The organism is Cupriavidus agavae, from assembly GCF_004217045.1.
In the GTDB taxonomy this organism is placed as follows: Bacteria; Pseudomonadota; Gammaproteobacteria; order Burkholderiales; family Burkholderiaceae; genus Cupriavidus; species Cupriavidus agavae.
The window spans coordinates 24,358-46,770 of record NZ_SGXM01000005.1 but is presented as its reverse complement, the minus strand read 5'-3'; the positions used below and the strand labels follow the sequence as shown (position 1 = coordinate 46,770).

At 67.0% G+C, this 22,413-nt stretch carries 19 protein-coding genes; 9 read left to right on the top strand and 10 right to left on the bottom strand.

Annotation, left to right across the window (positions count from 1 at the left end; genetic code table 11):
• Nucleotides 1-178: 178 nt before the first annotated feature.
• Nucleotides 179-1,504: a putative bifunctional diguanylate cyclase/phosphodiesterase gene (locus tag EV147_RS17895; RefSeq protein WP_130392781.1), complete on the bottom strand. Its 1,326-nt coding sequence runs from the start codon at nt 1,502-1,504 to the stop codon at nt 179-181.
• Nucleotides 1,505-1,752: 248 nt separating this feature from the next.
• On the opposite strand from EV147_RS17895, the gene EV147_RS17890 reads away from it, so the two are divergent.
• The 8 genes from EV147_RS17890 (at nt 1,753) to EV147_RS17855 (ending at nt 11,387) form a co-directional block, all read left to right on the top strand.
• The gene (locus tag EV147_RS17890; protein ID WP_198680287.1) at nt 1,753-3,372 is read left to right on the top strand and encodes a methyl-accepting chemotaxis protein; all 1,620 of its coding nucleotides are present in this window, start codon (nt 1,753-1,755) and stop codon (nt 3,370-3,372) included.
• A 15-nt stretch (nt 3,373-3,387) separates the two neighbouring features.
• A complete protein-coding gene (locus EV147_RS17885; protein WP_130392580.1) occupies nt 3,388-3,855 on the top strand; it encodes a chemotaxis protein CheW in 468 nt (155 codons plus the stop codon).
• Nucleotides 3,852-5,105, top strand: a complete 1,254-nt coding sequence (locus tag EV147_RS17880; RefSeq protein ID WP_130392579.1) for a CheR family methyltransferase — start codon at nt 3,852-3,854, stop codon at nt 5,103-5,105. The genes EV147_RS17885 and EV147_RS17880 overlap by 4 nt, the downstream gene beginning before the upstream one ends.
• Nucleotides 5,098-5,790, top strand: a complete 693-nt coding sequence (locus EV147_RS17875; RefSeq protein WP_130392578.1) for a chemotaxis protein CheW — start codon at nt 5,098-5,100, stop codon at nt 5,788-5,790. Before EV147_RS17880 ends, EV147_RS17875 begins: the two co-directional genes overlap by 8 nt.
• On the top strand, nt 5,787-8,081 hold the full coding sequence (locus tag EV147_RS17870; protein ID WP_130392577.1) for a hybrid sensor histidine kinase/response regulator: 2,295 nt from the start codon (nt 5,787-5,789) through the stop codon (nt 8,079-8,081). The genes EV147_RS17875 and EV147_RS17870 overlap by 4 nt, the downstream gene beginning before the upstream one ends.
• A complete protein-coding gene (gene cheB, locus EV147_RS17865) occupies nt 8,078-9,148 on the top strand; it encodes a chemotaxis response regulator protein-glutamate methylesterase (protein WP_130392576.1) in 1,071 nt (356 codons plus the stop codon). Before EV147_RS17870 ends, cheB begins: the two co-directional genes overlap by 4 nt.
• Nucleotides 9,148-10,161: a response regulator gene (locus EV147_RS17860; protein WP_130392780.1), complete on the top strand. Its 1,014-nt coding sequence runs from the start codon at nt 9,148-9,150 to the stop codon at nt 10,159-10,161. Before cheB ends, EV147_RS17860 begins: the two co-directional genes overlap by 1 nt.
• Before the next feature lie 455 nt (nt 10,162-10,616).
• Nucleotides 10,617-11,387: a DUF4397 domain-containing protein gene (locus tag EV147_RS17855; protein WP_235844806.1), complete on the top strand. Its 771-nt coding sequence runs from the start codon at nt 10,617-10,619 to the stop codon at nt 11,385-11,387.
• Nucleotides 11,388-11,462: 75 nt separating this feature from the next.
• On the opposite strand, the gene EV147_RS17850 is transcribed toward EV147_RS17855, so the two are convergent.
• The 4 genes from EV147_RS17850 to EV147_RS17835 all read right to left on the bottom strand — a co-directional run bounded on the left by EV147_RS17850 (nt 11,463) and on the right by EV147_RS17835 (nt 15,765).
• The gene (locus EV147_RS17850; protein WP_130392574.1) at nt 11,463-11,762 is read right to left on the bottom strand and encodes a PadR family transcriptional regulator; all 300 of its coding nucleotides are present in this window, start codon (nt 11,760-11,762) and stop codon (nt 11,463-11,465) included.
• Nucleotides 11,763-11,915: 153 nt separating this feature from the next.
• Nucleotides 11,916-13,418, bottom strand: coding sequence for a tripartite tricarboxylate transporter permease (locus EV147_RS17845; RefSeq protein ID WP_130392573.1), 1,503 nt, complete (start codon nt 13,416-13,418; stop codon nt 11,916-11,918).
• A gap of 13 nt (nt 13,419-13,431) precedes the next feature.
• Nucleotides 13,432-13,893, bottom strand: coding sequence for a tripartite tricarboxylate transporter TctB family protein (locus tag EV147_RS17840; RefSeq protein WP_130392572.1), 462 nt, complete (start codon nt 13,891-13,893; stop codon nt 13,432-13,434).
• A gap of 420 nt (nt 13,894-14,313) precedes the next feature.
• Nucleotides 14,314-15,765, bottom strand: a complete 1,452-nt coding sequence (locus tag EV147_RS17835) for an MATE family efflux transporter (RefSeq protein WP_130392571.1) — start codon at nt 15,763-15,765, stop codon at nt 14,314-14,316.
• 239 nt (nt 15,766-16,004) lie between these two features.
• Here EV147_RS17835 and EV147_RS17830 point away from each other — a divergent pair, with 239 nt between their 5' ends.
• Nucleotides 16,005-17,432: an NAD-dependent succinate-semialdehyde dehydrogenase gene (locus EV147_RS17830; RefSeq protein WP_130392779.1), complete on the top strand. Its 1,428-nt coding sequence runs from the start codon at nt 16,005-16,007 to the stop codon at nt 17,430-17,432.
• 56 nt (nt 17,433-17,488) lie between these two features.
• On the opposite strand, the gene EV147_RS17825 is transcribed toward EV147_RS17830, so the two are convergent.
• From EV147_RS17825 to EV147_RS17805, 5 genes are read right to left on the bottom strand one after another with little or no spacing between them, the layout of a single operon-like run.
• Entirely contained in the window at nt 17,489-17,872 is a 384-nt protein-coding gene (locus tag EV147_RS17825; protein WP_130392570.1) for a cytochrome C oxidase subunit IV family protein, read from the bottom strand.
• Nucleotides 17,873-17,880: 8 nt separating this feature from the next.
• Nucleotides 17,881-18,573, bottom strand: coding sequence for a heme-copper oxidase subunit III family protein (locus tag EV147_RS17820; RefSeq protein ID WP_130392569.1), 693 nt, complete (start codon nt 18,571-18,573; stop codon nt 17,881-17,883).
• A 13-nt stretch (nt 18,574-18,586) separates the two neighbouring features.
• Complete coding sequence (locus EV147_RS17815) at nt 18,587-19,252, bottom strand: cytochrome c oxidase subunit 3 (protein WP_130392568.1); 666 nt, start codon at nt 19,250-19,252, stop codon at nt 18,587-18,589.
• Nucleotides 19,249-21,009, bottom strand: a complete 1,761-nt coding sequence (gene ctaD, locus EV147_RS17810) for a cytochrome c oxidase subunit I (protein WP_130392567.1) — start codon at nt 21,007-21,009, stop codon at nt 19,249-19,251. The genes EV147_RS17815 and ctaD overlap by 4 nt, the downstream gene beginning before the upstream one ends.
• Before the next feature lie 30 nt (nt 21,010-21,039).
• The gene (locus EV147_RS17805; RefSeq protein WP_130392566.1) at nt 21,040-22,218 is read right to left on the bottom strand and encodes a cytochrome c oxidase subunit II; all 1,179 of its coding nucleotides are present in this window, start codon (nt 22,216-22,218) and stop codon (nt 21,040-21,042) included.
• Nucleotides 22,219-22,413 lie beyond the last annotated feature (195 nt).

Here is a 22,413-nt window from a genome sequence, read left to right as displayed (position 1 = left end):
CCTATATCGGATAACGGCAGCAAGGTGCGCGGCTGGAGCGCTCTTTGTAAGCGCATATTTCCCACCCGCCACGGCGCGGCCGGCGGGACAAAGGCGGATACAAGTCTTGCAGGTCGTTGGGGATTGCCGCAGCTTGCTGCGGCGCAGCAAGCCGGTCCCGGCAAGGGACCGTTGCCGGTCAGCGCGGCTGGTTGCGCAGGAAGTCAGTCAGGCGGTCAGCCGGCATGGGCCGGCCGTACAGGTAGCCCTGGGCCTCGATGCAGCCGTTGGCCAGCAGGAAATCGCGCTGCTCGGCCGTCTCCACGCCTTCGGCCACGACCCCGATCTTCAGGCTCTGGCCCACGTTGATGACCGAGCGGGTGATCGCGGCATCGACATTGTCGTGGGTGACGTTGCGGATGAACGACTGGTCGATCTTGAGCCGGTCCACCGGGAACGACTTCAGGAAGCTCAGCGACGCGTAGCCGGTGCCAAAATCGTCGCAGGTCAGCGTCACGCCATCGCGGCGCAGCGCCTGGAGCTGGTCTGAAACCTCGTCGCCCTGCTGCAGCGCGATGGTCTCGGTAATCTCGATTTCGAGCCGGTCAGCCGGTAGTTCGAGCGCGCGCAATACGTGCCGCACCTCGGTCAGCAGCCGGCTCTCGGCCAGTTGCGCGGCGAACAGGTTGATCGCCACCCGGGGCGCCTCGGGGAAGGTCAGCGACCACGCCCGCGCCTGGGCGCAGGCCGTGTGCAGCAGCCACATGCCCACGTCGGCGGCCACGCTGCTGGCCGCCAGCGCGTCGATGAACGCGGCTGGCGTCAGCAGGCCCAGCGTGGGATGGCGCCAGCGCATCAGCGCCTCGGCACCCACCACGCGGCCGTCGCGCAGGTCAACCTGCGGCTGGTACAGCAGTTCGAACTGGCGTTGGGCATACGCCTCGCGCAGCGCCTGGACCAGCGAGAGCCGCGTGGTCACGTCGGCCCGCATCTGGGGCTTGAAGAAGCGGATGGTGCGCCCGCCGTCGTGCTTGGCCCGGGCCAGCGCCAGGCTGGCGGCGGCCAGCACGTCGGACGTCGTATCCCCGCCGGCCGGCATCACGCAGGCGCCCAGGCTGGCCAGCACGTGGTGGCGGTTGCCGTCGCGCTCGAACGGGGCCGACAGCATCGACAGGATGGCGGCGCTCACATGGCGCACCAGCGTGGGGTCTGAAATGGAGGTCAGCAGCACGCCGAATTCGTCGCCGCCCACGCGGCCCACCACGGCGTCGCGCGGCGAGGCGTCACGCAGGCGCCGGGCCACGTGCTGCAGGATGGCGTCACCCTCGGGGTGGCCATGCATGTCGTTGAAGGCGCGGAAATCGTCGATGCCCACCAGCAACAGGGCGAAGCGGGGCTTCGTCTCGCTTTGAAGACGTGCCTCGACCCGCTTCAAGAATGCCTGGCGAGCGACCACGCCGGTCAGCGGATCGAGATCCGCCGGCGGCAAGGCACCAGTCGCCTGCGTCTCCGACTTGGCCACCATCCCTGCCCTATCTGTAGTGATGAACATGTTTCCCGCTCAAGCTATTTGGCAAGTGTGACGAAAACCCCGAAAAAAGCAAGCGATTCAAATCGCCGTCCGGTGCCGTTGAAATGCCCCGGACGTTACAGTACCCTACGCCGCAAACGCCTACCACCCGAACGAGGGATACCCCGGGGGAAAACGGCGGCCGGCCCGGTGGCTCACCCCGCCGGACAAGGCGGGCCGCCCAACAAGAGATACCGTCGACCGTGAACCACTGGACCCTGCGCACGCGCATCCTGGCAAGCTTCACCTTCATCCTGCTGGTCATGGCGCTGATGGGCGTCGTGGCGTACAACCGGCTGTCCGCCATCGAGCGGGAAGCCACCGTGATGCGCGCCGACGCCCTGCCCGGCCTGCGCTACAGCACCGGCATGCGCGGCATCTGGGGCGAGTTCTACGTGCTGGCCTGGCAGACCGTGACCGACGCCGATCCGGCCCACCGCGCCCAGGTCCTGACCCAGATCCAGGATGCCAACCGCCGCTTCGACGACTTCCAGAACCGCTACGAGGCATCGATCGGCCGCGAGGAAGATCGCGTCCGTTTCGACAAATTCAAGGCACTTCGCGCCAGTTACGACCAGGCGGCGCAAGCCTACCTCGATCCGAGCCGCTGGAAGGACGTCAATACGGCCGAGGCCGCGCTGCGCGGCCAGGTACACGACGTCTGGATCGAGGCACGCAAGATCCTGCAGGAACTGGTCAACGACAACAATGCGGTCAACGACCGGGCGGCAGCGGGCATCGACAACGCCGTCAATGCCGCCAAGATCGGCATCGAGGTGGCCCTGGCCATCGCCCTGCTGGCCGCCGTGATCTGCGGCTACCTGCTGTTGCGCGCCATCAACGAGCCGATGCGGTCGATCGTGGCGCTGCTGACCACGATGCGCGGCGGCGACCTGCGCCAGCGCATGACGCTGAACCGCCGCGACGAGTTCAAGGCCGTCGAGGAGGGCTTCAACCAGATGGCCGGCGAGCTGACCTCGCTGGTCGGCCAGGCCCAGCGCTCGGCCATCCAGGTCACCACCTCGGTCAACGAAATCGCCGCCACGGCGCGCCAGCAGCAGGCCACCGCCACCGAGACGGCCGCCACGACCACCCAGATCGGCGCCACCTCGCGCGAGATCTCGGCCACCGCGCGCGACCTCGTGCGCACCATGAGCGAGGTGTCGCACGCGGCCGAGCAGACCGCCGGGCTGGCCGGCACCGGCCAGGTGGGGCTCTCGCGCATGGAAACCACCATGCACCACGTGATGGAGGCCGCCGGCTCGGTCAATACCCGCCTGGCCACACTCAACGAGAAGGCCGGCAATATCAATACCGTGGTGACCACCATCGCCCGGGTGGCGGACCAGACCAACCTGCTGTCGCTGAACGCGGCCATCGAGGCCGAGAAGGCAGGCGAATACGGCCGGGGCTTCTCGGTGGTGGCCACCGAGATCCGCCGCCTGGCGGACCAGACCGCCGTGGCTACCTACGATATCGAGCAGATCGTGCGCGAGATCCAGTCGGCCGTGGCGGCCGGCGTGATGGGCATGGACAAGTTCTCGGAGGAAGTCCGGCGCGGCATGTCCGAGGTGACGCAGGTGGGCGACCAGCTCTCGCAGATCATCGGCCAGGTACAGACGCTGGCGCCGCGCGTGCAGATGGTCAACGAGGGCATGCAGGCCCAGGCCGGCGGTGCCGAGCAGATCAACCAGGCGCTGATGCAGTTGTCCGAGGCGGCCCAGCAGACCGTGGAATCGCTGCGCCAGTCGAGCCAGGCCATCGACGAACTGACGCTGGTCTCGAACGAGCTGCGCAGCGGCGTTTCGCGGTTCAAGGTCTGACACGCCCGGCTGCCCATGGCGCTCTTCCTGCTGTTCCGCATCGGCCCCGACTACTACGCGCTCGACAGCGCCGAGGTAGCCGAGGTGCTGCCGCTGGCCGCCACGCGCCAGGTTCCCGGCGCCCCGGCGTGGGTCGCCGGCCTGATGGTGCGCCATGGAGAGCCTGTTCCCGTGATCGACATGACCGCCCTCGCCACCGGCCAGCCGGCAGCCGCCCGCACCAGCACGCGCACTGTCATGGTGCATTACCGGCCGAATGCCGGGGACGCCAGCCGCCTGCTCGGCCTGCGGCTCGAATACGCGACCGACACGCTGCGCTGCGATCCGGCGACGTTCGTCGACAGTGGCGTGGAGGCCGGCGAGGCGCGTTACCTGGGCCCGGTGCGCCATGATGCGCGCGGGTTGATCCAATGGGTGCGCGTGGACGCGCTGCTGCCGGAACCGGTGCGCGCCCTGCTGTTCCAGGGGGCGACGCCAGCATGATCACGCTTGCCATGTCGCCGATCGAGGCGCTGCTCAAGGAGCGTATCGGGCTGGACGCCGCCGCCATCGGGCCGGCCGTGATCGCCCGCGCGGTCGAGGAACGGCGGATCGCCGTGGGCGCCGACGACACGCTGGCCTACTGGAACACGCTGCACGCCTCCGCCGGCGAGCTGCAGGCGCTGATCGAGGCCGTGGTGGTACCCGAAACCTGGTTCTTCCGCCACCGCGAGTCCCTGCTGGCGCTGGCCCGGCTGGCGGCCCAGCGCGTGCTGGGCGACGGCGAACGGCTGCTGCGCGTGCTGAGCGTGCCCTGCTCCACCGGCGAGGAACCCTATTCGATTGCCATGGCGCTGCTCGATGGCGGGCTGCCGGCGGCACGCTTCCGCGTCGATGCGGTCGATATCTCGGCCCGTGCGCTGGCCCGGGCGAAGGCCGGCCTTTACGGCGGCAACGCATTCCGCGGCCAGCCGCTCGATTTCCGGGCGCGCCATTTCACTGCGGCGCCGGGCGGCTACCAGCTCTCCGAGACGGTCCGGAACCAGGTGCGCCTGCTGTCCGGCAACCTGATGGACCCGGGCCTGCTGGCCGCCGAGCCGCCCTACGACATGGTGTTCTGCCGCAACCTGCTGATCTATTTCGATCCGGCCACGCAGCGCCGGGCCGTGCAGACGCTGCGCAGGCTGGTGCGCCCCGACGGCATGCTCTTTGTCGGCCCGGCCGAGGCCAGCCTGCTGACGCGGGAAGGCATGCGCAGCGCCGGCATTCCATTGGCGTTCGCGTTCCATCCCGAAGTGGCCGTGCCGCCAGTGGTGCCCGCGGCGCCGCGCCTGCGCGCCGTGCCCGCGCCTGCCGTGGCACCGGCGGCGCGGCCGATAGCGCGCGCCATGCCCGTCCGCGCCGTCGCGCCGGAGCCTCGCTCCACCCCGCCCGGCAATGACAGCGCGGCACTGCGCGCCATTTCAGCCCAGGCGGATCGCGGCGATGTCGGTGCGGCCACGGCCGCGTGCCTGCGCTTTCTCGACAGCCATGGCGCATCGGCCAGCGGCTGGTGCCTGCTCGGCGTGCTGCACGACGCGGCAGGCCGCGCGGCCGATGCCCATGCCGCCTACCGCAAGGCCGTATATCTGGACCCGGGCCATGAAGAGGCGCTCTACCACCTGGCCGCGCTGCTCGACAGCGAGGGCGACGCCGCTGGCGCGGCCCGCCTGCGCCAGCGCGCCCAGCGCCATGCACGGATGAGCCATGGCTGAGCCCAGCGCGCCCTCGGCGCCCCAGCTTCCCGGCCTGGCCGCCGGCACGGTCGACGACTGCTGGCGCCGTATCGGTACCGGCGGCGACCGCTCGTGCCCACGGCTGGCCGAGCATTTCCGCTGCCGCAATTGCCCGGTCTACGCGCAGGCGGCGGTAACCGTGCTCGATTCGCTGTCCGCCGGACAGTTGGCCGACGATGGCGTGGATGCCGAACGCGCCGCACCGGCGGACCGACGCGACGGCCAGTCGCTGCTGATCTTCCGGGTTGGCGAAGAATGGCTGGCCTTGCCCACGGCCGTGCTGGGCGAAGTCACCGCGCCGGCGCCCGTGCACTCGCTGCCACACCGGCGGCACGCGGCACTGCTGGGCGTGGCCGCCGTGCGGGGCACACTGCTGACCTGCATCTCGCTCGCACACCTGTTCGGCAATGACGCGCCGGGCAAGGCGCATCAGGGCGCCGCGCGATTCCTGATCCTCGGCCAGGGCCGCCATGGCATCGCGCTGCCGGTCAGCGAGGTGGCGGGCGTCGAGCACGTGCCGCACAGCGCGCTGCTGCCGCTGCCGGCCACGCTGGCGCGCGCCTCGGCGCGCTACACAAAGGCAATCTTTCCGCACGGCACGCATGGTGTGGGCCTGCTCGATCCCGACCTGCTGCGCACGGCGCTGTCACGGAGCCTGGCATGAATCCGGACCAGTTGCGCGATGCGTCGATGCTGGAACTGTTCGCCATGGAGGCGGACGCCCAGGCCGAGGTGCTCAACGGCGGACTGCTCGCGCTCGAACGCGACCCCACCGCCGCCACCCATCTCGAAGCGTGCATGCGCGCCGCGCATTCGCTCAAGGGCGCCGCGCGCATCGTTGGCCTGGACGGCGGCGTAAGGGTGGCGCATGTGATGGAAGACTGCCTCGTCGCAGCGCAGCGCGGCGACCTGAGGCTGGCGCCGCCCCATATCGACGCGCTGCTGCAGGGCACGGACTTGCTGCAACGCATCGGCCATCCGCCCGGCGGCGACCTGAACTGGCCCGAACGCGATGGGCGCCCCGCGATCGATGCCTGGCTGGCCCACATGGCAGCCCTGCTCGATGGCACGGCCAGCCCGCCGCCACCCGCGCCGGTGCTGCGCGCGGCGCCCGTCGATACCCCCGCCCCTGAAGCGGAGGCGACCGTCCCGCCCGCGCCTGCGCCGCCACCCGAGGCGCTACCCGCCACGTTGCCCGAGACGCAGGAGCGGATGCTGCGCGTCAGCGCCGAGCGGCTCGACCGGCTGCTGGCGATGGCCGGCGAAGCCATGGTCGAATCGCACTGGCTGAGCCCGTTTGCCGGCGCGATGCAGCAGATGCGCCGCCAGCAGATGCGCGCGCTGCAGGCACTGGACCGCACTCAGGCGCTGCTCGACGACGGCGCCGCCCCGGCGCCGCAAGTCCACGCCGCGCTGGCCGAACTGCGCCAGTTGCTCGACGATGGACAAGCGCAACTCTCGCAGCGCGTGGAGGAGTTCGACCAGTACGAGCACCGCGCGAGCCGCCTGACGCGCCGGCTCTACGACACCGCGCTGTCGTGCCGCATGCGGCCGCTGTCGGACGGCATCACCGGCTATTCGCGCATGGTGCGCGACCTTGGCCGCAGCCTCGGCAAGAGCGTGCACCTGGTGCTGTCCGGCGAGCAGACGCAGGTAGACCGCGACATTCTCGAACAGCTCGACGCGCCGCTGGCTCACCTGCTGCGCAACGCCGTCGACCATGGAATCGAAACGCCCGACCTGCGTGAAGCCACTGGCAAGCCAGCCGAAGGCCGCATCACGCTGTCGGCGCGCCACAGCGCCGGGCGCCTGATCATCGAGATTACCGACGACGGGGCAGGCGTCGACCTCGACGCGCTGCGTGCGGCCGTGGTGCGGCGCGGCCTGGCGCAACCCGAGACCGCGGTGAAGCTGTCGCAGGCCGAACTGCTCGAATTCCTGCTGCTGCCCGGTTTCAGCCTGCGCGAACAGGTCTCCGAAGTGTCCGGTCGCGGCGTGGGCCTCGACGCGGTGCAGGACATGGTGCGCGCCGTGCGCGGCAGCCTCAAGTTGTCGCAGCAGCCCGGCAGCGGCCTGCACTTCATGCTCGAACTCCCGCTCACGCTGTCAGTGGTGCGGGCGCTGCTGGTGGAGATTGCCGGCGAAGCGTACGCGTTTCCGCTCGGGCACGTGCTTCGCGCCGTAGCGGTGCCGCGCGACGATATCGAGCAGACCGAGCGGCACCAGCACTTCCGGCATGCCGGGCGGCCCGTGGGGCTGGTCAGCGCCGCGCAGCTGCTGCAGCGTCCCGAGACGCGGCAGGAAGGCGACACCGTGCCGGTGGTCATCATCGGCGAGCAGGAGCGCGTGTACGGCGTGGCCGTGGACCGGCTGCTGGGCGAGCGCATGCTCGTGGTGCAGCCGCTGGCGCAGATGCTGGGCAAGATCAAGGACATCGCCGCCGGCAGCCTGACCGACGACGGCACGCCGGTGCTGATCTTCGACGTCGAGGACATGCTGCGCTCGGTCGAGAAACTGGTATCGGAGGGCCGCATCGAGCATGTGCGCCAGCAGGGTGCCGACGCGGCGGCCGTGGCCCGCCGGCGCGTGCTGGTGGTGGATGACTCTCTGACGGTGCGCGAACTCGAACGCAAGCTGCTGGCGGGCCGGGGCTATGACGTCAGCGTGGCCGTGGACGGCATGGACGGCTGGAATGTGCTGCGCGCCGAGCCGTTCGACCTCGTCATCACCGACGTGGACATGCCGCGCATGGACGGGATCGAACTGGTGGGCCGTATCCGGGCCGATGCCCGGCTGGCGCAGCTGCCAGTCATGATCGTGTCGTACAAGGACCGCGAGCAGGACCGCGAACGCGGCATGCAGGCCGGAGCGGACTATTATCTGGCCAAGGGCAGTTTCCATGACACCGCACTGCTGGATGCCGTGCGGGACCTGATCGGCGAGGCACGTCCATGAGAATTGGCATCGTCAACGATTCCGCACTGGCTGTCGCGGCGCTGCGCCGCGCGCTGGCGCTGGACCCGGACCTGGAAGTGGCCTGGGTGGCCGCCAACGGCGAACTCGGCGTGCAGATGGCCGCCGCGCAGACGCCGGACCTGATCCTGATGGACCTGCTGATGCCGGTCATGGATGGCGTGGAGGCCACGCGGCGCATCATGGCCGCCACGCCCTGCGCCATCGTGGTGGTGACGATGGATCTGGGCCGCAACGCCAACCAGGTGTTCGATGCCATGGGCCATGGCGCCATCGACGCCGTGGACACTCCCACGCTGACCGAATCCGACGCACGGCTTGCCGCCGGACCGCTGCTGCGCAAGATCCGCAACATCGGCCGGCTGATCGGCGGCCGCCTGCAGGCGGCACCGGCGCTGGCCGCGGCCACGTCGGCCCTGGCGGCGCCGCGGCTGGTGTCGATCGGCGCCTCGGCCGGCGGCCCCGCCGCGCTGGCCTCGCTGCTGGGCGCCCTGCCCGCCGATTTCGGCGCTGCCGTGGTGGCGGTGCAGCACGTGGACGAAGCCTTCGCGCAGGGCATGGCCGAGTGGCTCGACGCGCAGTGCCCGATGCCGGTGCGGATTGCGCGCGCCGGTGAAATGCCGCAGGCCGGCACGGTGCTGCTGGCCGGCACCAACGACCACCTGCGGCTGGTGGCCGGCGCGCGCATGGCCTACACCGCCGAACCCGGCGACTACCTGTACCGGCCATCGATCGACGTGTTCTTCGAAAGCGTCGTGGAGCACTGGCGCGGCGCAGCGATGGGCGTGCTGCTGACCGGCATGGGCCGCGACGGCGCGCAGGGGCTCAAGGCCATGCGCGAACGCGGCTTCCTGACCATCGCGCAGGACCAGGCCACCAGCGCGGTCTACGGCATGCCAAAAGCCGCCGCCGCGATTGGCGCGGCCAGCGAGATCCTGCCGCTGCCCCGCATCGCGCCACGGCTGGTGCGCGCGTGCGCCGACGCAACCGACCGGCCAGACAAAAACGACAAGAACGACAAGAAGAACGCGAACAAGGAATACAGATGATGTCCAGAGCGAACCAGGGCGGCGACGCGGCCGCCAGCGCAAAGAACGAGTACATGGCCATGGTGCTGCTGGTGGACGACCAGGCCATCATCGGCGAGGCCATCCGCCGCGCCCTCGCGGACGAGCCCGACATCGACTTCCACTACTGCGCCCATCCCGAGGAAGCCGTGGCGGTGGCCGAGCGCACGCAGCCCACAGTGATCCTGCAGGATCTGGTCATGCCGGGCACCGACGGCCTGACGCTGGTGCGCCGCTACCGCGACAACCCCGGCACGCGGGACATCCCGATCATCGTGCTCTCCACCAAGGAAGAGCCCACGATGAAAAGCGCCGCGTTTGCCGCCGGCGCGAACGACTACCTCGTGAAGCTGCCCGACACGATCGAACTGGTGGCGCGCATCCGCTACCACTCGCGTTCGTACCTGAACCTGCTGCAGCGCGACGAAGCCTACCGGGCGCTGCGCCAGAGCCAGCAGCAGTTGCTCGAAACCAATCTGGAACTGCAGCGCCTGACGAACTCCGACGGCCTGACCGGACTCTCGAACCGGCGCTATTTCGACGAGTACCTCGGCGCCGAATGGCGGCGCGCCCAGCGCGAGCAGACGCAACTGGCGCTGCTGATGATCGATGTGGATGCGTTCAAGGCGTACAACGACACCTATGGCCACGTGGCCGGCGACGAGGTGCTGCGCCGGGTAGCCACCGTGATCCGCGAGAACTGTGCGCGGCCGGCGGACCTGCCCGCGCGCTTTGGCGGCGAGGAGTTCTCGATGATCCTGCCCGCCACGTCGCCCGGTGGCGCGCGCCTGCTGGCGGAGAAAGTCAGGCGCGCGATTGAAACACTGCAGATCGCGCACACGGGCTCGCCGAACAGCAGCTTCGTCACTGTCAGCATCGGTGGCGCGGTCATCGTGCCGGACACCGACGTGAACTTCAACCGGCTCGTCGAAGCCGCTGACGCGGGCCTCTACCAGGCCAAGCGCAACGGCCGCAACCAGGTGGTGATGGTGTAGTTTTTTCATCGGTTGCGCGCCCTGCGCAACCGCTGCGAGGCGTGTTTCGCGCATGAAGCAAACCGCCTCGCGCCCCGGTCAGGCACCGGATACCCAATGCACGCCTGCGTTTTCAGTAACTGCTGCCTGCATTCGCCACATCGCCGACACGTACGCCCGTGTGTCAGGATTGCAACCAAATTGTGGGATTCCTCCGACAGGGATATCGGAAGCCCGCGTCTGTCTGCGAGACAGGCGGATGCCTATCGTTGCATCAGGCAAGCGCAACTCCACACGGCTGCCAGCAGCAACATGCAGTAACGATTGCCGCGCGCGGCACACATCGCACGCAACGACGAGACCACCTTCGCCGGACCGGCTGCACTGCCGATGGCGATGGATCGCTGCGTCCCGCGTCCGCGCGCTTCCTGATCCCAACGGTAAGAGGTGAACCCATGACACAAATGAAGCGAAGAATGATTCTGGGCCTGGCTCTGGCAACCACCGCCGTACTCGCAGCTTGCGGCGGCGGCGACGACGGCATCGATGACCGTATCGGTCTGAGCAAGCCTTCGGTGCGCGTGATCCATGCCGTCACTGGTGGCCCGAACGTGGACGTGCTGCAGAACGGCGCCCTGACCCCGATCCAGAACGTGCCCTACAAGACGGTCTCGGGCTACAACAACGTGGAAACCGGCAACCAGCTGTTCGCGCTGAACCGTGCCGGCACGTCGACCCAGCTGGGCCAGACCACCGTGGACGCCCGTACCGGCCACAAGTACACCATCGTCGCGGTGCCGGGCCTGACGGCTCCTGAACTGGTGCAGATCGACGATCCGTACGGCAAGGGCCTGCTCGACACCTCGGCACGGGTGCGCGTGTTCAACGCCTCGGTAAACGCGCAGAACATCGACGTCTACCTGACGCAGCAAGCCACGGACATCAATACCGTGCAGCCGAACATGGGCTCGGTGGCCTACAAGTCGGCCGTCCCGGCATCGACGCAGGATTCGCAGTACGTGGATGGCGGCACCTATCGCCTGCGCATCACCACCGCCGGCACGAAGACGGTGATCTTCGATTCGGGCGCGCTGACGATCAACAAGAATGACGATTGGCTGATCACGACCATTCCGGTCGACGGCATTGGCGCCGTGGTGCCGAACCGCATCAAGGTGCTGGTGGCACAGAGCAGCACGAGCAACGCGACGGCCCAGGAACTGGTGACCACGCAAGCCGCACAGTAACTCCAGGCTCATTCTGGGGCGAGCCCGGCAGGCCCTCGTGGCCGCCGGGCTCTTTTTTCTTTCTGGCCGCGCCGATTATTCCGCTGAAGCGGGAAGCTCGTCCTTGAGCACGGCGAGGTGCGACATGTAGGCGTCAAGTTCCGCCCGGCCCTGGTCGGTGATCGTGTAGACCCGGCCATTGCCTTCCACCAGTTCGGCCGTGATGGCGCGCGCCATCATCAGGCTGCGCAGTACCGGCCGCAGCGCGCGGATATTCTTGTCGATGCCCCGCTCGCGCAGGCGCTCCATCAGGTTGAACACCGTACTGGGACGTGCCTGGACGATCTTCAGGATGTAGAGCCGGGAAACGATTTTCTCTAGCGATGGCGATTTCATGGGCGCAGGCGACGCAGCCAATGGTGCGGGTGTCAGGATCATCTTGCGCAGTCGAACGTCTGGCTGAAAAAACGGGGTGCGCAAGGGCACCCCGAAAGCTTGCTACATGAACGCCGGCATGGCGCCGGCGTGGTTCAGGAACGCCACGGAGCGTTATTCTTCCTGGAACGCCTCTTCGCGCTTGGCCTTGATCGATGGCAGCGCCACCACGGCAACCAGCGCAGCAGCGGCAATCAGCAGGCCCAGCGACAGCGGCCGGCTGAAGAACACCGTGAAGTCGCCACGCGAGAGCAGCAACGTACGGCGGAAGTTCTCTTCCATCATCGGTCCCAGCACGAAGCCGAGCAGCAGCGGTGCGGGTTCGCACCTGAGCTTCAGGAACAGGTAGCCGATCACACCGAAGGCCGCTGCCATGAAGACGTCGAAGGTCTGGTTGTTGACCGAGTACACGCCGATGCAGCAGAACGTCAGGATGGCCGGATACAGGAAGCGGTACGGCACGGTCAGCAGCTTCACCCAGATCCCGATCATCGGCAGGTTCAGGATGATCAGCATCAGGTTGCCGATCCACATCGAGGCGATCAGGCCCCAGAACAGCGACGGGTTGCTGGTCATGACCTGCGGACCCGGCTGGATGTTGTGGATCGTCATCGCGCCCACCATCAGCGCCATCACGGCGTTGGGCGGAATGCCGAGCGTCAGCAGCGGGATGAACGAGGTCTGTGCCGCGGCGTTGTTGGCCGATTCCGGACCCGCCACGCCTTCGATCGCACCCTTGCCGAACTCGTGGGCGAACTTCGAGGTCTTCTTTTCCAGCGAGTAGGCCGCGAACGACGCCAGTGCCGCACCGCCACCCGGCAGGATACCGAGGGCCGAGCCCAGTACCGTGCCACGCAGCACGGCGGGGATCATGCGCTTGAAGTCTTCCCGCGTCGGGAACAGGTTCGTCACCTTGTTCGTGAACGTCTCGCGGGCTTCCTTCTGCTCCAGGTTCGCGATGATTTCCGCGAAGCCGAACATACCCATGGCCAGTGCGACGAAGTCGATACCGTCGGTCAGCTCGGGCACATCGAACGAGAAACGCGCGGCGCCCGAGTTCACGTCGGTGCCGATCAGGCCCATCAGCAGGCCCAGCACGATCATCGACACGGCCTTCGGCAGCGAACCCGAGGCCAGCACCACGGCACCGATCAGGCCGAGGATCATCAGCGAGAAGTACTCGGCGGGGCCGAACTTGAACGCCAGTTCCGACAGCGGCGTGGCAAAGGCAGCCAGGATCAGCGTGGCCACGCAGCCGGCGAAGAACGAACCCAGGCCGGCGGTGGCCAGCGCCACACCGGCGCGGCCACGCCGTGCCATCTGGTAGCCGTCGATCGTGGTGACCACCGACGACGATTCACCGGGCAGGTTCACGAGAATGGCGGTGGTGGAGCCGCCGTATTGCGCGCCGTAGTAGATACCGGCCAGCATGATCAGCGCGGCCACCGGCGGCAGCGAGTACGTGACCGGCAGCAGCATGGCGATGGTGGCCAGTGGCCCCAGGCCCGGCAGCACGCCGATCAGCGTACCGAGCACGCAGCCGAGGAACGCGTAGGCGAGGTTCTGCAGCGACAATGCCGTGGAGAACCCCAAGGCAAGGTGATCGAACAATTCCATTTGATGCGACTCCTTAGCCGGTGATGAAGGCAGGCCAGACCGGCATCTGCAGGTTGATGCCGTAGACGAAGGCGCCCATGCTGATCAGCACGAGTACCACGCCATTGAGCAGCGCGCCCTTCCAGCTGAACTCGTGGCTGGCCATCGACGACACCAGCACCAGCACGAACACCGACAGCACCATGCCGAGCGGCTTCAGCAGCAGGCCGAACAGCACCACCGAACCGAGGATCCAGAGCAGGATCTTCAGGTCCCAGCGGGCCAGGTGGTCTGCCTCGCCCTTGGACGACAACGCTCCGATCGTCACGATCGCGCCCAACAGCGCGAGCACGAGGCCGAGCAGGAACGGAAAGTATCCGGGTCCCATCTTGGCGGCTGTTCCCATCGAATAGCCGCGCGCGACGAAGGAAAAGCCCAGGCCGACCAGGATGAACATCAGGCCGGAGGCAAAGTCCTTTTGGCTGCGTATGCGCAAAACGATTCTCCTCAAAAGTATGAAAGGCGGTACCGCACGGCACGCCGGCTCAGACGTGCCACACGTGAACGCGCGATACGGACGCGTTCGATCGCGACGCTGCGAAAGATAAGAACGTGATCTTTCAGCGGCCTTTCATTTGTCTGGGGTCTAGGGTATTCACCGATTCACTGCGCGCGACATCTTTCGGCCATTACATCATGTTGTGATGTAATGGCGGGCGATGATGCAAGGCAATTGAAAGACTGGCCTGAAAGGCGCGTGAAAGGGAAGACCACGCGTGGAGGCGGGATGCGGGCCGCGCGGGCCCGCCAAGCTTTCGACTCGCTTACGGAGCGCTACATACCGGACACTGCGGCAATCGCAGAGATCATATGTCCGGTCATCCGAAATACCGATGAATGTGTGCGTGGGCGGTTTTCAACGCGCCGGTTCGGTGGCCGCGTCTTCGCACGGCGTGCCCATGCTGGTATCGGGTGCCAGCCCCACAGCGTCGGCATGCGGCGTTACGGGCAGGATGTGGCTGCGCTTCCAGTTTCCGAAGCGGTAGTAGGCGAAGGCCAGGACCACCGACACCACCGAACCCAGCGGAAAGCTCCACCAGATCGATTCCGCGCCGATATGCGGGCCGAGCAGCCACGCAAACGGCAGCCGGATCACCCACATCGACACAAACAGGATCATCAGAGGCGCCATGACGGCGCCCGTGGCGCGCACCGTGCCGAACACGACGATCGTGAAGCCGAACAGGATGAAAGACCAGAGCACCACACGGTTCACGTGCTGCGCGATCCCGATCGCCACGCTGTCGTCGCCAAGGAAGATGCCCAGCGAGTGGCGATTGAACAGGTAGATCAACGCCACCAGGGCGCCGGTCATCACCACGTTGAACAGCAGCCCTACCTGCGTGATGCGCGACACGCGCGTCCACAGGCCGGCTCCCACGTTCTGCGCCACCATCGATGACACGCTGGCACCCACGGCCAGCGCCGGCATCTGCACGTAGGTCCAGAGCTGCGAGGCCACACCGTACGCCGCCGTGGTCTGCGAGCCATAGGTGTTGACCATCGACATCATGACGATGGCCGACGACGAGATCACCACCATCTGCAGTCCCATCGGCAGCCCCTTGGCCACCAGCGCGCGCAGGATCGCGGCATCGGGCAGCAACAGGCCAAGCTGCGTACGATGCAGCAGCAGGAAGTGCTTGCGCCGATACAGCAGCACGATCATCGCCACAAGGCTGGTCAGTTGTGCGATCAGCGTTGCCATGGCGGATCCGGCAATGCCAAGCGGCGGCAGCGGCCCCACGCCGAAGATCAGCACCGGGTTCAACACCACGTCGAGCACGGCGGACAGCAGCATGAAGTAGAACGGCGTGCGTGAATCCCCGGCGCCGCGCAGCGTCATCATCACGAAGTTGTAGAAATACATGAATGGCAGCGCGATGAAGATGATGCGCAGGTAGCTGACAGCCAGCGGCGCGGCGTCGGCCGGCGTCTGCATCGCGGCCAGGATATCGGGGGTGAAGACGTAACCGAGTACCGCCGCCAGTACCGACAGTCCCACGAAGAACGTCGTGCCCGTGCCCACTACACGCCGCGCCTCGTCGATGTCACGCGCGCCGATGGCCTGCCCGATCAGGATCGTGTTGGCCATGCTGATGCCGAACACCACGCCAAGCAGGAAGAACAGGATGATGTTGGCGTTCGACGTCGCCGTGAGCGCCGCCTCGCCAAGGTAGCGGCCTACCCAGACCGAATTGATCGAGGCGTTGAGCGACTGCAGGATGTTGCTGCCGAGCACCGGCAGCGAGAACATCAGCAGCGTGCGGCCGATCGGGCCGGTGGTCAGTCTGGCGTCGGGCTTCATGGCGGAGAAATGACGCGCTGCAGCAAAGCGCGAGGATGGCGGACCGGTCAGTGTAAAGGCTCCGCCGCCACGGCCGCCATTGGCGTCCCGCTGACACCGGCTCGGCCGACAACCGATAATCGGCCAGCATGATCCCTGTGCGCGCCGTGCGCCGAAGCGTTAAGCTTGCGTTTTTCGTTCCGACCGTTCGCGGGGCGCCAGGATGGCGCGCCGTTCCACCCTCACAGGAGTGACACATGGTGTACCAGGATCTGGCCCTTTACATCGATGGCGAATTCGTCAAGGGAGGCGACCGGCGCGAGCAGGACGTCATCAACCCGGCCACTCAGGAACTGCTGGGCAAGCTGCCGCACGCCACCACGGCTGACCTGGATCGCGCGCTGGCCGCCGCCCAGCGCGCCTTCGAGAGCTGGAAGAAGACCTCGCCGCTGGAGCGCTCGGCCATCCTGCGCCGCGTGGCAGAACTGACGCGTACCCGTGCCCGCGAGATTGGCCGCGACATCACGCTGGACCAGGGCAAGCCGCTGGCCGAGGCCGTGGCCGAAGTCACGATCTGCGCCGAACACGCCGAATGGCATGCCGAGGAATGCCGCCGTATCTACGGCCGCGTCATTCCGCCGCGCAACCCGGCCGTGCGCCAGATTGTGGTGCGCGAGCCGATTGGCGTGTGCGCGGCCTTCACGCCGTGGAACTTCCCGTTCAACCAGGCCATCCGCAAGATCGTTGCCGCCATCGGCGCCGGCTGCACGCTGATCCTGAAAGGCCCGGAAGACTCCCCGAGTGCTGTGGTAGCGCTGGCGCGCCTGTTCCACGATGCAGGACTGCCCCCGGGCGTGCTGAACATCGTCTGGGGCGTGCCCGGCGAAATCTCGACCTACCTGATCGAATCGCCGATCGTGCGCAAGATCTCGTTCACTGGTTCCGTGCCCGTGGGCAAGCAGTTGGCCGCGCTGGCGGGCGCCCACATGAAGCGCGTCACGATGGAACTGGGCGGCCACTCGCCGGTGCTGGTGTTCGACGATGCCGACATCGAGCCCGCCGCCGAGATGCTGGCGCGCTTCAAGCTGCGCAATGCCGGCCAGGTCTGCGTCTCGCCGACGCGCTTCTACGTCCAGGAAAAGGCCTACGACAAGTTCCTTGCGCGCTTCACCGAGGTCATCGGCTCGATCAAGGTCGGCAACGGCCTCGATGACGGCACGCAGATGGGTCCGCTGGCACACGAGCGCCGCATCGCGTCGATGGAGCAGTTCCTCGACGACGCCAGCCATCGCGGCGGCAAGGTCGTGGCCGGCGGCGCACGCATCGGCGACAAGGGCTTCTTCTTCGCCCCGACCGTGGTCACCGACCTGCCCGACGACTCGAAGCTGATGACCGAAGAGCCGTTCGGCCCGGTGGCGCCGGTTACGCGCTTCAAGGACACCGAGGAAGTGCTGCGCCGTGCCAACAGCCTGCCGTTCGGCCTGGCGTCGTATGTCTTCACGAACTCGCTGAAGACCGCGCACCAGGTGTCCAACGGCCTGGAGGCCGGCATGGTCAACATCAACCACTTCGGCATGGCACTGTCCGAGACGCCGTTCGGCGGCATCAAGGATTCCGGCATCGGCAGCGAAGGCGGCCAGGAAACCTTCGATGGCTACCTCGTGACCAAGTTCATCACGCAGGTCTAAGCAGTAGTCCCCTCCTCTTCCGCGTGTTCGCGCACGCGGGAGAGGAGCGCGACCTCCTATCTGAAGAACTCCCCCCGCAGCAGGAACGTGTAGTCCGCTTCCGCCGCCATCAGCCATACCAGCACCAGCAGGCACAGTGGGGGCAGCAGGATCGCCCACATCAGCGCCATGCGCTCCCAGGCCATGTGCATGAAGACCGAGATGATCAATCCCGCCTTCAACGCCATGAAGACGAGGATCAGCGTCCAGCGCAGCGGCCCGCTCACGTGAAAATAGTCGACCATGTACGACAGCGTCGACAGCACGAACAACAGCAGCCAGACCTTGAGATAGAGCCCGAGTGGATGCTGCTGGCCTTCCTGGCCTTCGTGCCCCTCGTGGCTCGCCTGCGTGTCAGGTAGCTTGCCGGGTGCAGCCGGCGTAGCGGGATGGATCGACATGGCCTGCCTCACCAGAGATAGTAGAGCGCGAAAATGAACACCCACACCAGGTCCACGAAGTGCCAGTACAGTCCGGCGATCTCCACGGGCTGGTAGTTGCCGCTGGCATGGTAGTGGCCGCGCAGCACCTTGCTGGCCATCACCAGCAGATAGATCACGCCGCAGGTCACGTGAAAGCCGTGGAAGCCCGTGATCATGAAGAACGTGGAACCGAACTGCTCGGCGCCCATCGGATTGCCCCATGGGCGCACCCCCTCCTGTATCAGCTTGGTCCACTCGAACGCCTGCATGCAGACGAAGACCTCGCCCAGCCACGCGGTGGCCAGCATCAGGTACGCGCACTGCAGCGGCTGGCGCCGGTATGCGTAGTTGACCGCCATCGCCATGGTGCCGCTGCTGGTGATCAGCACGAACGTCATGATGGCGATCAGGATCAGCGGCACCGGCTGCCCGGCGATGTCCAGCGCGAAGACCTCGCTCGGATTGGGCCACGGCACGGTCGTGGTCATCCGCACGGTCATGTAGCCGATCAGGAAGCAACTGAAGACGAACGTGTCGGACAGCAGGAAGATCCACATCATCGCCTTGCCCCACGACACCTTGAACGCGCGCTGGTCCGAGGACCAGTCCGCGACCAGGCCGCGCAGTCCCGCCGGCGGGTGGCCGGCGGCCGTGGGGTGGGTTGTGATCTGCGAACTCATCGGTACACCTCCGTCATCCCCTGCCGCAGATGAAGTCGACGATCTCGGGCGTCAGCCAGCCCAGCGTCGCCAGCAGCACCAGCCACACGGCCAGCAGAAAATGCCAGTACCGTGCGCACAACACGATGCGTAGCTGTGTGCGCGCGCCGCTGCCCCGATCCGCCGCCACCACGAGAAAGCCGATCAGCCCCCCGATCATGTGCAGCCCATGCATTGCTGTCAGCAGGTAGAAGAAGCTGCCTGCCGGATTGCCAGCCACGCCCACGTGCATCGCCTGCAGCGCGGCCCACGCCCAGAGCTGCGAACCGACAAAGGCCGCCGCGCCGAGCCCGCCGAGCCGCAGCGCACGGCGTGCATCGGCCATGCGTGCCGCGCGCGCCGCACGTGCCGCCACGCCCATCGCCACGCTCGCAGCAGCCAAGAGCGCCGTCGACAACCAGACCTGCCACGGCAGCGCAATGCGATGCCAGTCGGGGCTCTCCATCCGCATCACGTACGCGGTCAGGAACAGCGCGAACAGCGACGTGACCACGCCCATGAACACCCACAGCCCGATGCCGCCCGGTGCACGCCGGCGCTGGCCATGCGTGGCGTCGCCGTCGGCCCCGCCGCCCGACGATTCGCGCGAGACCCGGAAGACCCCTGCCCCGCCCTCGGCGGCCAATGATTCGCGGTTCATGCCACGGCCCCCCGGCTCGAATGCGCTTCGGGTTCCGCGCCGCCCTCTTCTGGCGGCGCGTTCTGCGCGATGAAATCGTCCTTCGCTCCCGGCACGCTGTATGCATAGGCCCAGCGGTACACCACCGGCAACTGCGGACCCCAGTTGCCGTGCGCCGGCGGCGTATCGGGCGTCTGCCATTCGAGCGACGCCGCGCGCCAGGGGTTGCCGTTGGCCCGCTCGCCCCGCCGCAGGCTCCAGAACAGGTTGAACACGAACACGAGCTGCGCCGCCGCCACCACGAATGCTGCCACGGAGATGTACATGTTCATCGTGTGCGCCGATTCCGGGATGAAGCCATAGTTCTCCCACGCGTAGTACCGGCGCGGCATGCCGAGCACCCCGAGGTAGTGCATGGGGAAGAAGATCGCGTAGGTGCCGATGAACGTCACCCAGAAGTGCAGGCGGCCCAGCGTATCGTCGAGCATGCGCCCGGTCACCTTGGGATACCAGTGGTAGAGGCCGCCAAAAACCACCAGGATCGGTGACACGCCCATCACCATATGGAAGTGCGCCACCACGAAGTAGGTGTTCGACAGCGGAATGTCCACGCTGACGTTGCCGAGGAACAGCCCGGTCAGCCCGCCGATCACGAACGTGCTGATGAAGGCAATGGCGAACAGCATCGGCACCGTGAAATGGATGTCGCCGCGCCACAGCGTGATGACCCAGTTGTAAACCTTGATGGCCGTGGGCACTGCGATGATCAGCGTAGTGGTGGCGAAGAAGAAGCCGAAGTACGGGTTCATGCCGCTCACGAACATGTGGTGCGCCCACACCACGACCGAGAGCAGCCCGATGGCCAGGATCGCCCACACCATCGTGCGGTAGCCGAAGATGCTCTTGCGCGAATGCACGCTGACCAGATCGGAGACGATGCCGAAGGCCGGCAGCGCGACGATGTAGACCTCGGGATGGCCGAAGAACCAGAACAGGTGCTGGAACAACAGCGGACTGCCGCCCTTGTAGTCGAGCTGCTGGCCCATCGACACCATGGCCGGCATGAAGAAGCTCGTGCCGAGCGTCTTGTCGAACAGCATCATCACGCCCGACACGAACAGCGCCGGAAACGCCAGCAGCGCCAGCACCGTCGCCATGAAGATGCCCCACACGGACAGTGGCATGCGCAGCAGCGTCATGCCCTGGGTGCGCGCCTGCAGCACGGTGGTGACGTAGTTCAGGCCGCCCATCGTCGCCGCCACGATGAAGATCAGCAGCGACACCAGCATCATGATGATGCCCCAGTCGTGCCCCGGCGTACCGGGCAGGATGGCCTGCGGCGGATAGAGTGTCCAGCCCGCACCGGTGGGCCCGCCCGGCACGAAGAAGCTCGCCAGCAGCACGATCACCGAAAGGAAGTACACCCAGAAGCTCAGCATGTTCAGGAACGGGAACACCATGTCCCGGGCGCCCACCATCAACGGGATCAGGTAATTGCCGAACCCGCCGAGGAACAGCGCCGTCAGCAGGTAGATCACCATGATCATCCCGTGCATCGTCACGTACTGGTAGTAGCGGTTGGCGTCGATGAAATCTAACTTGCCGGGAAAGCCCAGCTGCATGCGCATCAGGTTCGAGAGCACCACGCCCACCAGCCCCACGAAGATGGCCACCAGCGTGTACTGCACCGCGATCACCTTGTGGTCCTGGCTCCAGACGTAGCGCGTCCAGAAACTCTGCGGTCCATGGTCGTGGGCATCATGCTCGGCGTAGGCCATCGTCCCCTCCTCTGCTTGCTGTGCTTGCCGCTACTTTCCAGCCTGCGGCCCGCCTGCGCCGCCCAGCGAGCGGATGTACGCGGTCAGGGCGGCCACCTCGGCATCGGTGATCGGCACCTTGGGCATCACCGGCCCGAAGCCCTTGACGACGCGCGCGGCCGGGTCGGCAATCTCGGTATGCAGGAACGCATCGTCCACGCTGGCGCTGCTGCCGTTGGTGAACGTCTGCGTGCTGCCGTAGAGTCCGCGCCACGATGGCCCCACACCCGGCGTGCCGTCCACGCTGTGGCAGGCCACGCAACCCTTGCTCTGTGCGAGCGCGCGGCCCTGCTCGGCCAGGTCGGTGCCAGAGGACGCGGTGGTGGCAGCCGTGGGCGAGGCAGCCGTGCCCGGCGATGCCGCGGCCGGCGGCGCGGCCTTCGCCATGGCCATCGCAAAGGTCTGCTGCTTCGCCAGCCAGGTGTCGAAAGCCGCGGCATCTTCCACCACCACGTGGCCGCGCATGTTGTAGTGCCCCACGCCGCAGAGTTGCGCGCAGAGGATGTCGAAGCGCCCGGCCTGCGTGGGCGTGAACCAGAACGACGTGACCATGCCGGGCACCATGTTCATGCGCGCGCGGAACGGCGGCACGTAGAAGTCGTGCAGCACGTCCTTCGAGCGCAGCAGCACCTTGACCGGGCGGTTCAGCGGCAGGTGCACCTCCGGGCCCACCACGATCACATCGTCCTGTCCGTTGGGGTCGTCAGGGTTAAGTCCCAGCGGATTGCTGGCATTGACGAAGCGCGCATCGCTGGTCCCCAGTTCTCCGCTACGGCCGGGAAAGCGGAATGCCCATTGCCATTGCGAGCCCACCACTTCGAGCACCATGGCCTCGCGCGGCGGACGCACGTAGTCCGCATAGACGATCAGGCCCGGCGCCAGCAGCGCCATGATGCCGATCGCGGTCAGGCCGATCAGCCATAGTTCGAGCTTGCGATTCTCGGGTTCGTAGTGTGCGCGATGGCCGTCGCGGTGGCGGTAGCGCCAGACGACCCACCCGATGAACAGATTGATGACGACAAAGAAGAAGCCGCAGATGACGAGGGTAATGGTCAGCGTGTCGTCCATCTGCTTCCAGTTGGACGCCAGGGGCGTGGCCCACCACGGGCTCAGGAAATGAAAGAGCACCGAGGCGACTACGATGACGACGAGTGCGATGGCGATCGCCATGTCCACCCTCCTCGCGCGCGCGGGCGAACCGTGCGAGCGTCCGCCGAGGCACGTGCAAAACGGCACGTGAGATAAGACTAGTGCATCGGCTCAGGTCACTGCAAGACAACATCGGCCGCGTGCGGTGCGGCGCCGCGCATGCCTTGCGGCGCAACAAAAAACGGCGGCGGAGCATTGTCTGCCTCGCCGCCGTTG

Excerpts from the sequence above, each read along its gene's own strand:
- EV147_RS17895 (WP_130392781.1), bottom strand. The coding sequence starts at position 1,504 with ATGGTGGCCAAGTCGGAGACGCAGGCGACTGGTGCCTTGCCGCCGGCG.
- EV147_RS17885 (WP_130392580.1), top strand. The coding sequence starts at position 3,388 with ATGGCGCTCTTCCTGCTGTTCCGCATCGGCCCCGACTACTACGCGCTC.
- EV147_RS17880 (WP_130392579.1), top strand. The coding sequence starts at position 3,852 with ATGATCACGCTTGCCATGTCGCCGATCGAGGCGCTGCTCAAGGAGCGT.
- EV147_RS17875 (WP_130392578.1), top strand. The coding sequence starts at position 5,098 with ATGGCTGAGCCCAGCGCGCCCTCGGCGCCCCAGCTTCCCGGCCTGGCC.
- EV147_RS17870 (WP_130392577.1), top strand. The coding sequence starts at position 5,787 with ATGAATCCGGACCAGTTGCGCGATGCGTCGATGCTGGAACTGTTCGCC.
- cheB (WP_130392576.1), top strand. The coding sequence starts at position 8,078 with ATGAGAATTGGCATCGTCAACGATTCCGCACTGGCTGTCGCGGCGCTG.
- EV147_RS17860 (WP_130392780.1), top strand. The coding sequence starts at position 9,148 with ATGTCCAGAGCGAACCAGGGCGGCGACGCGGCCGCCAGCGCAAAGAAC.
- EV147_RS17855 (WP_235844806.1), top strand. The coding sequence starts at position 10,617 with ATGATTCTGGGCCTGGCTCTGGCAACCACCGCCGTACTCGCAGCTTGC.
- EV147_RS17850 (WP_130392574.1), bottom strand. The coding sequence starts at position 11,762 with ATGAAATCGCCATCGCTAGAGAAAATCGTTTCCCGGCTCTACATCCTG.
- EV147_RS17845 (WP_130392573.1), bottom strand. The coding sequence starts at position 13,418 with ATGGAATTGTTCGATCACCTTGCCTTGGGGTTCTCCACGGCATTGTCG.
- EV147_RS17835 (WP_130392571.1), bottom strand. The coding sequence starts at position 15,765 with ATGAAGCCCGACGCCAGACTGACCACCGGCCCGATCGGCCGCACGCTG.
- EV147_RS17825 (WP_130392570.1), bottom strand. The coding sequence starts at position 17,872 with ATGTCGATCCATCCCGCTACGCCGGCTGCACCCGGCAAGCTACCTGAC.
- EV147_RS17820 (WP_130392569.1), bottom strand. The coding sequence starts at position 18,573 with ATGAGTTCGCAGATCACAACCCACCCCACGGCCGCCGGCCACCCGCCG.
- EV147_RS17815 (WP_130392568.1), bottom strand. The coding sequence starts at position 19,252 with ATGAACCGCGAATCATTGGCCGCCGAGGGCGGGGCAGGGGTCTTCCGG.
- ctaD (WP_130392567.1), bottom strand. The coding sequence starts at position 21,009 with ATGGCCTACGCCGAGCATGATGCCCACGACCATGGACCGCAGAGTTTC.
- EV147_RS17805 (WP_130392566.1), bottom strand. The coding sequence starts at position 22,218 with ATGGCGATCGCCATCGCACTCGTCGTCATCGTAGTCGCCTCGGTGCTC.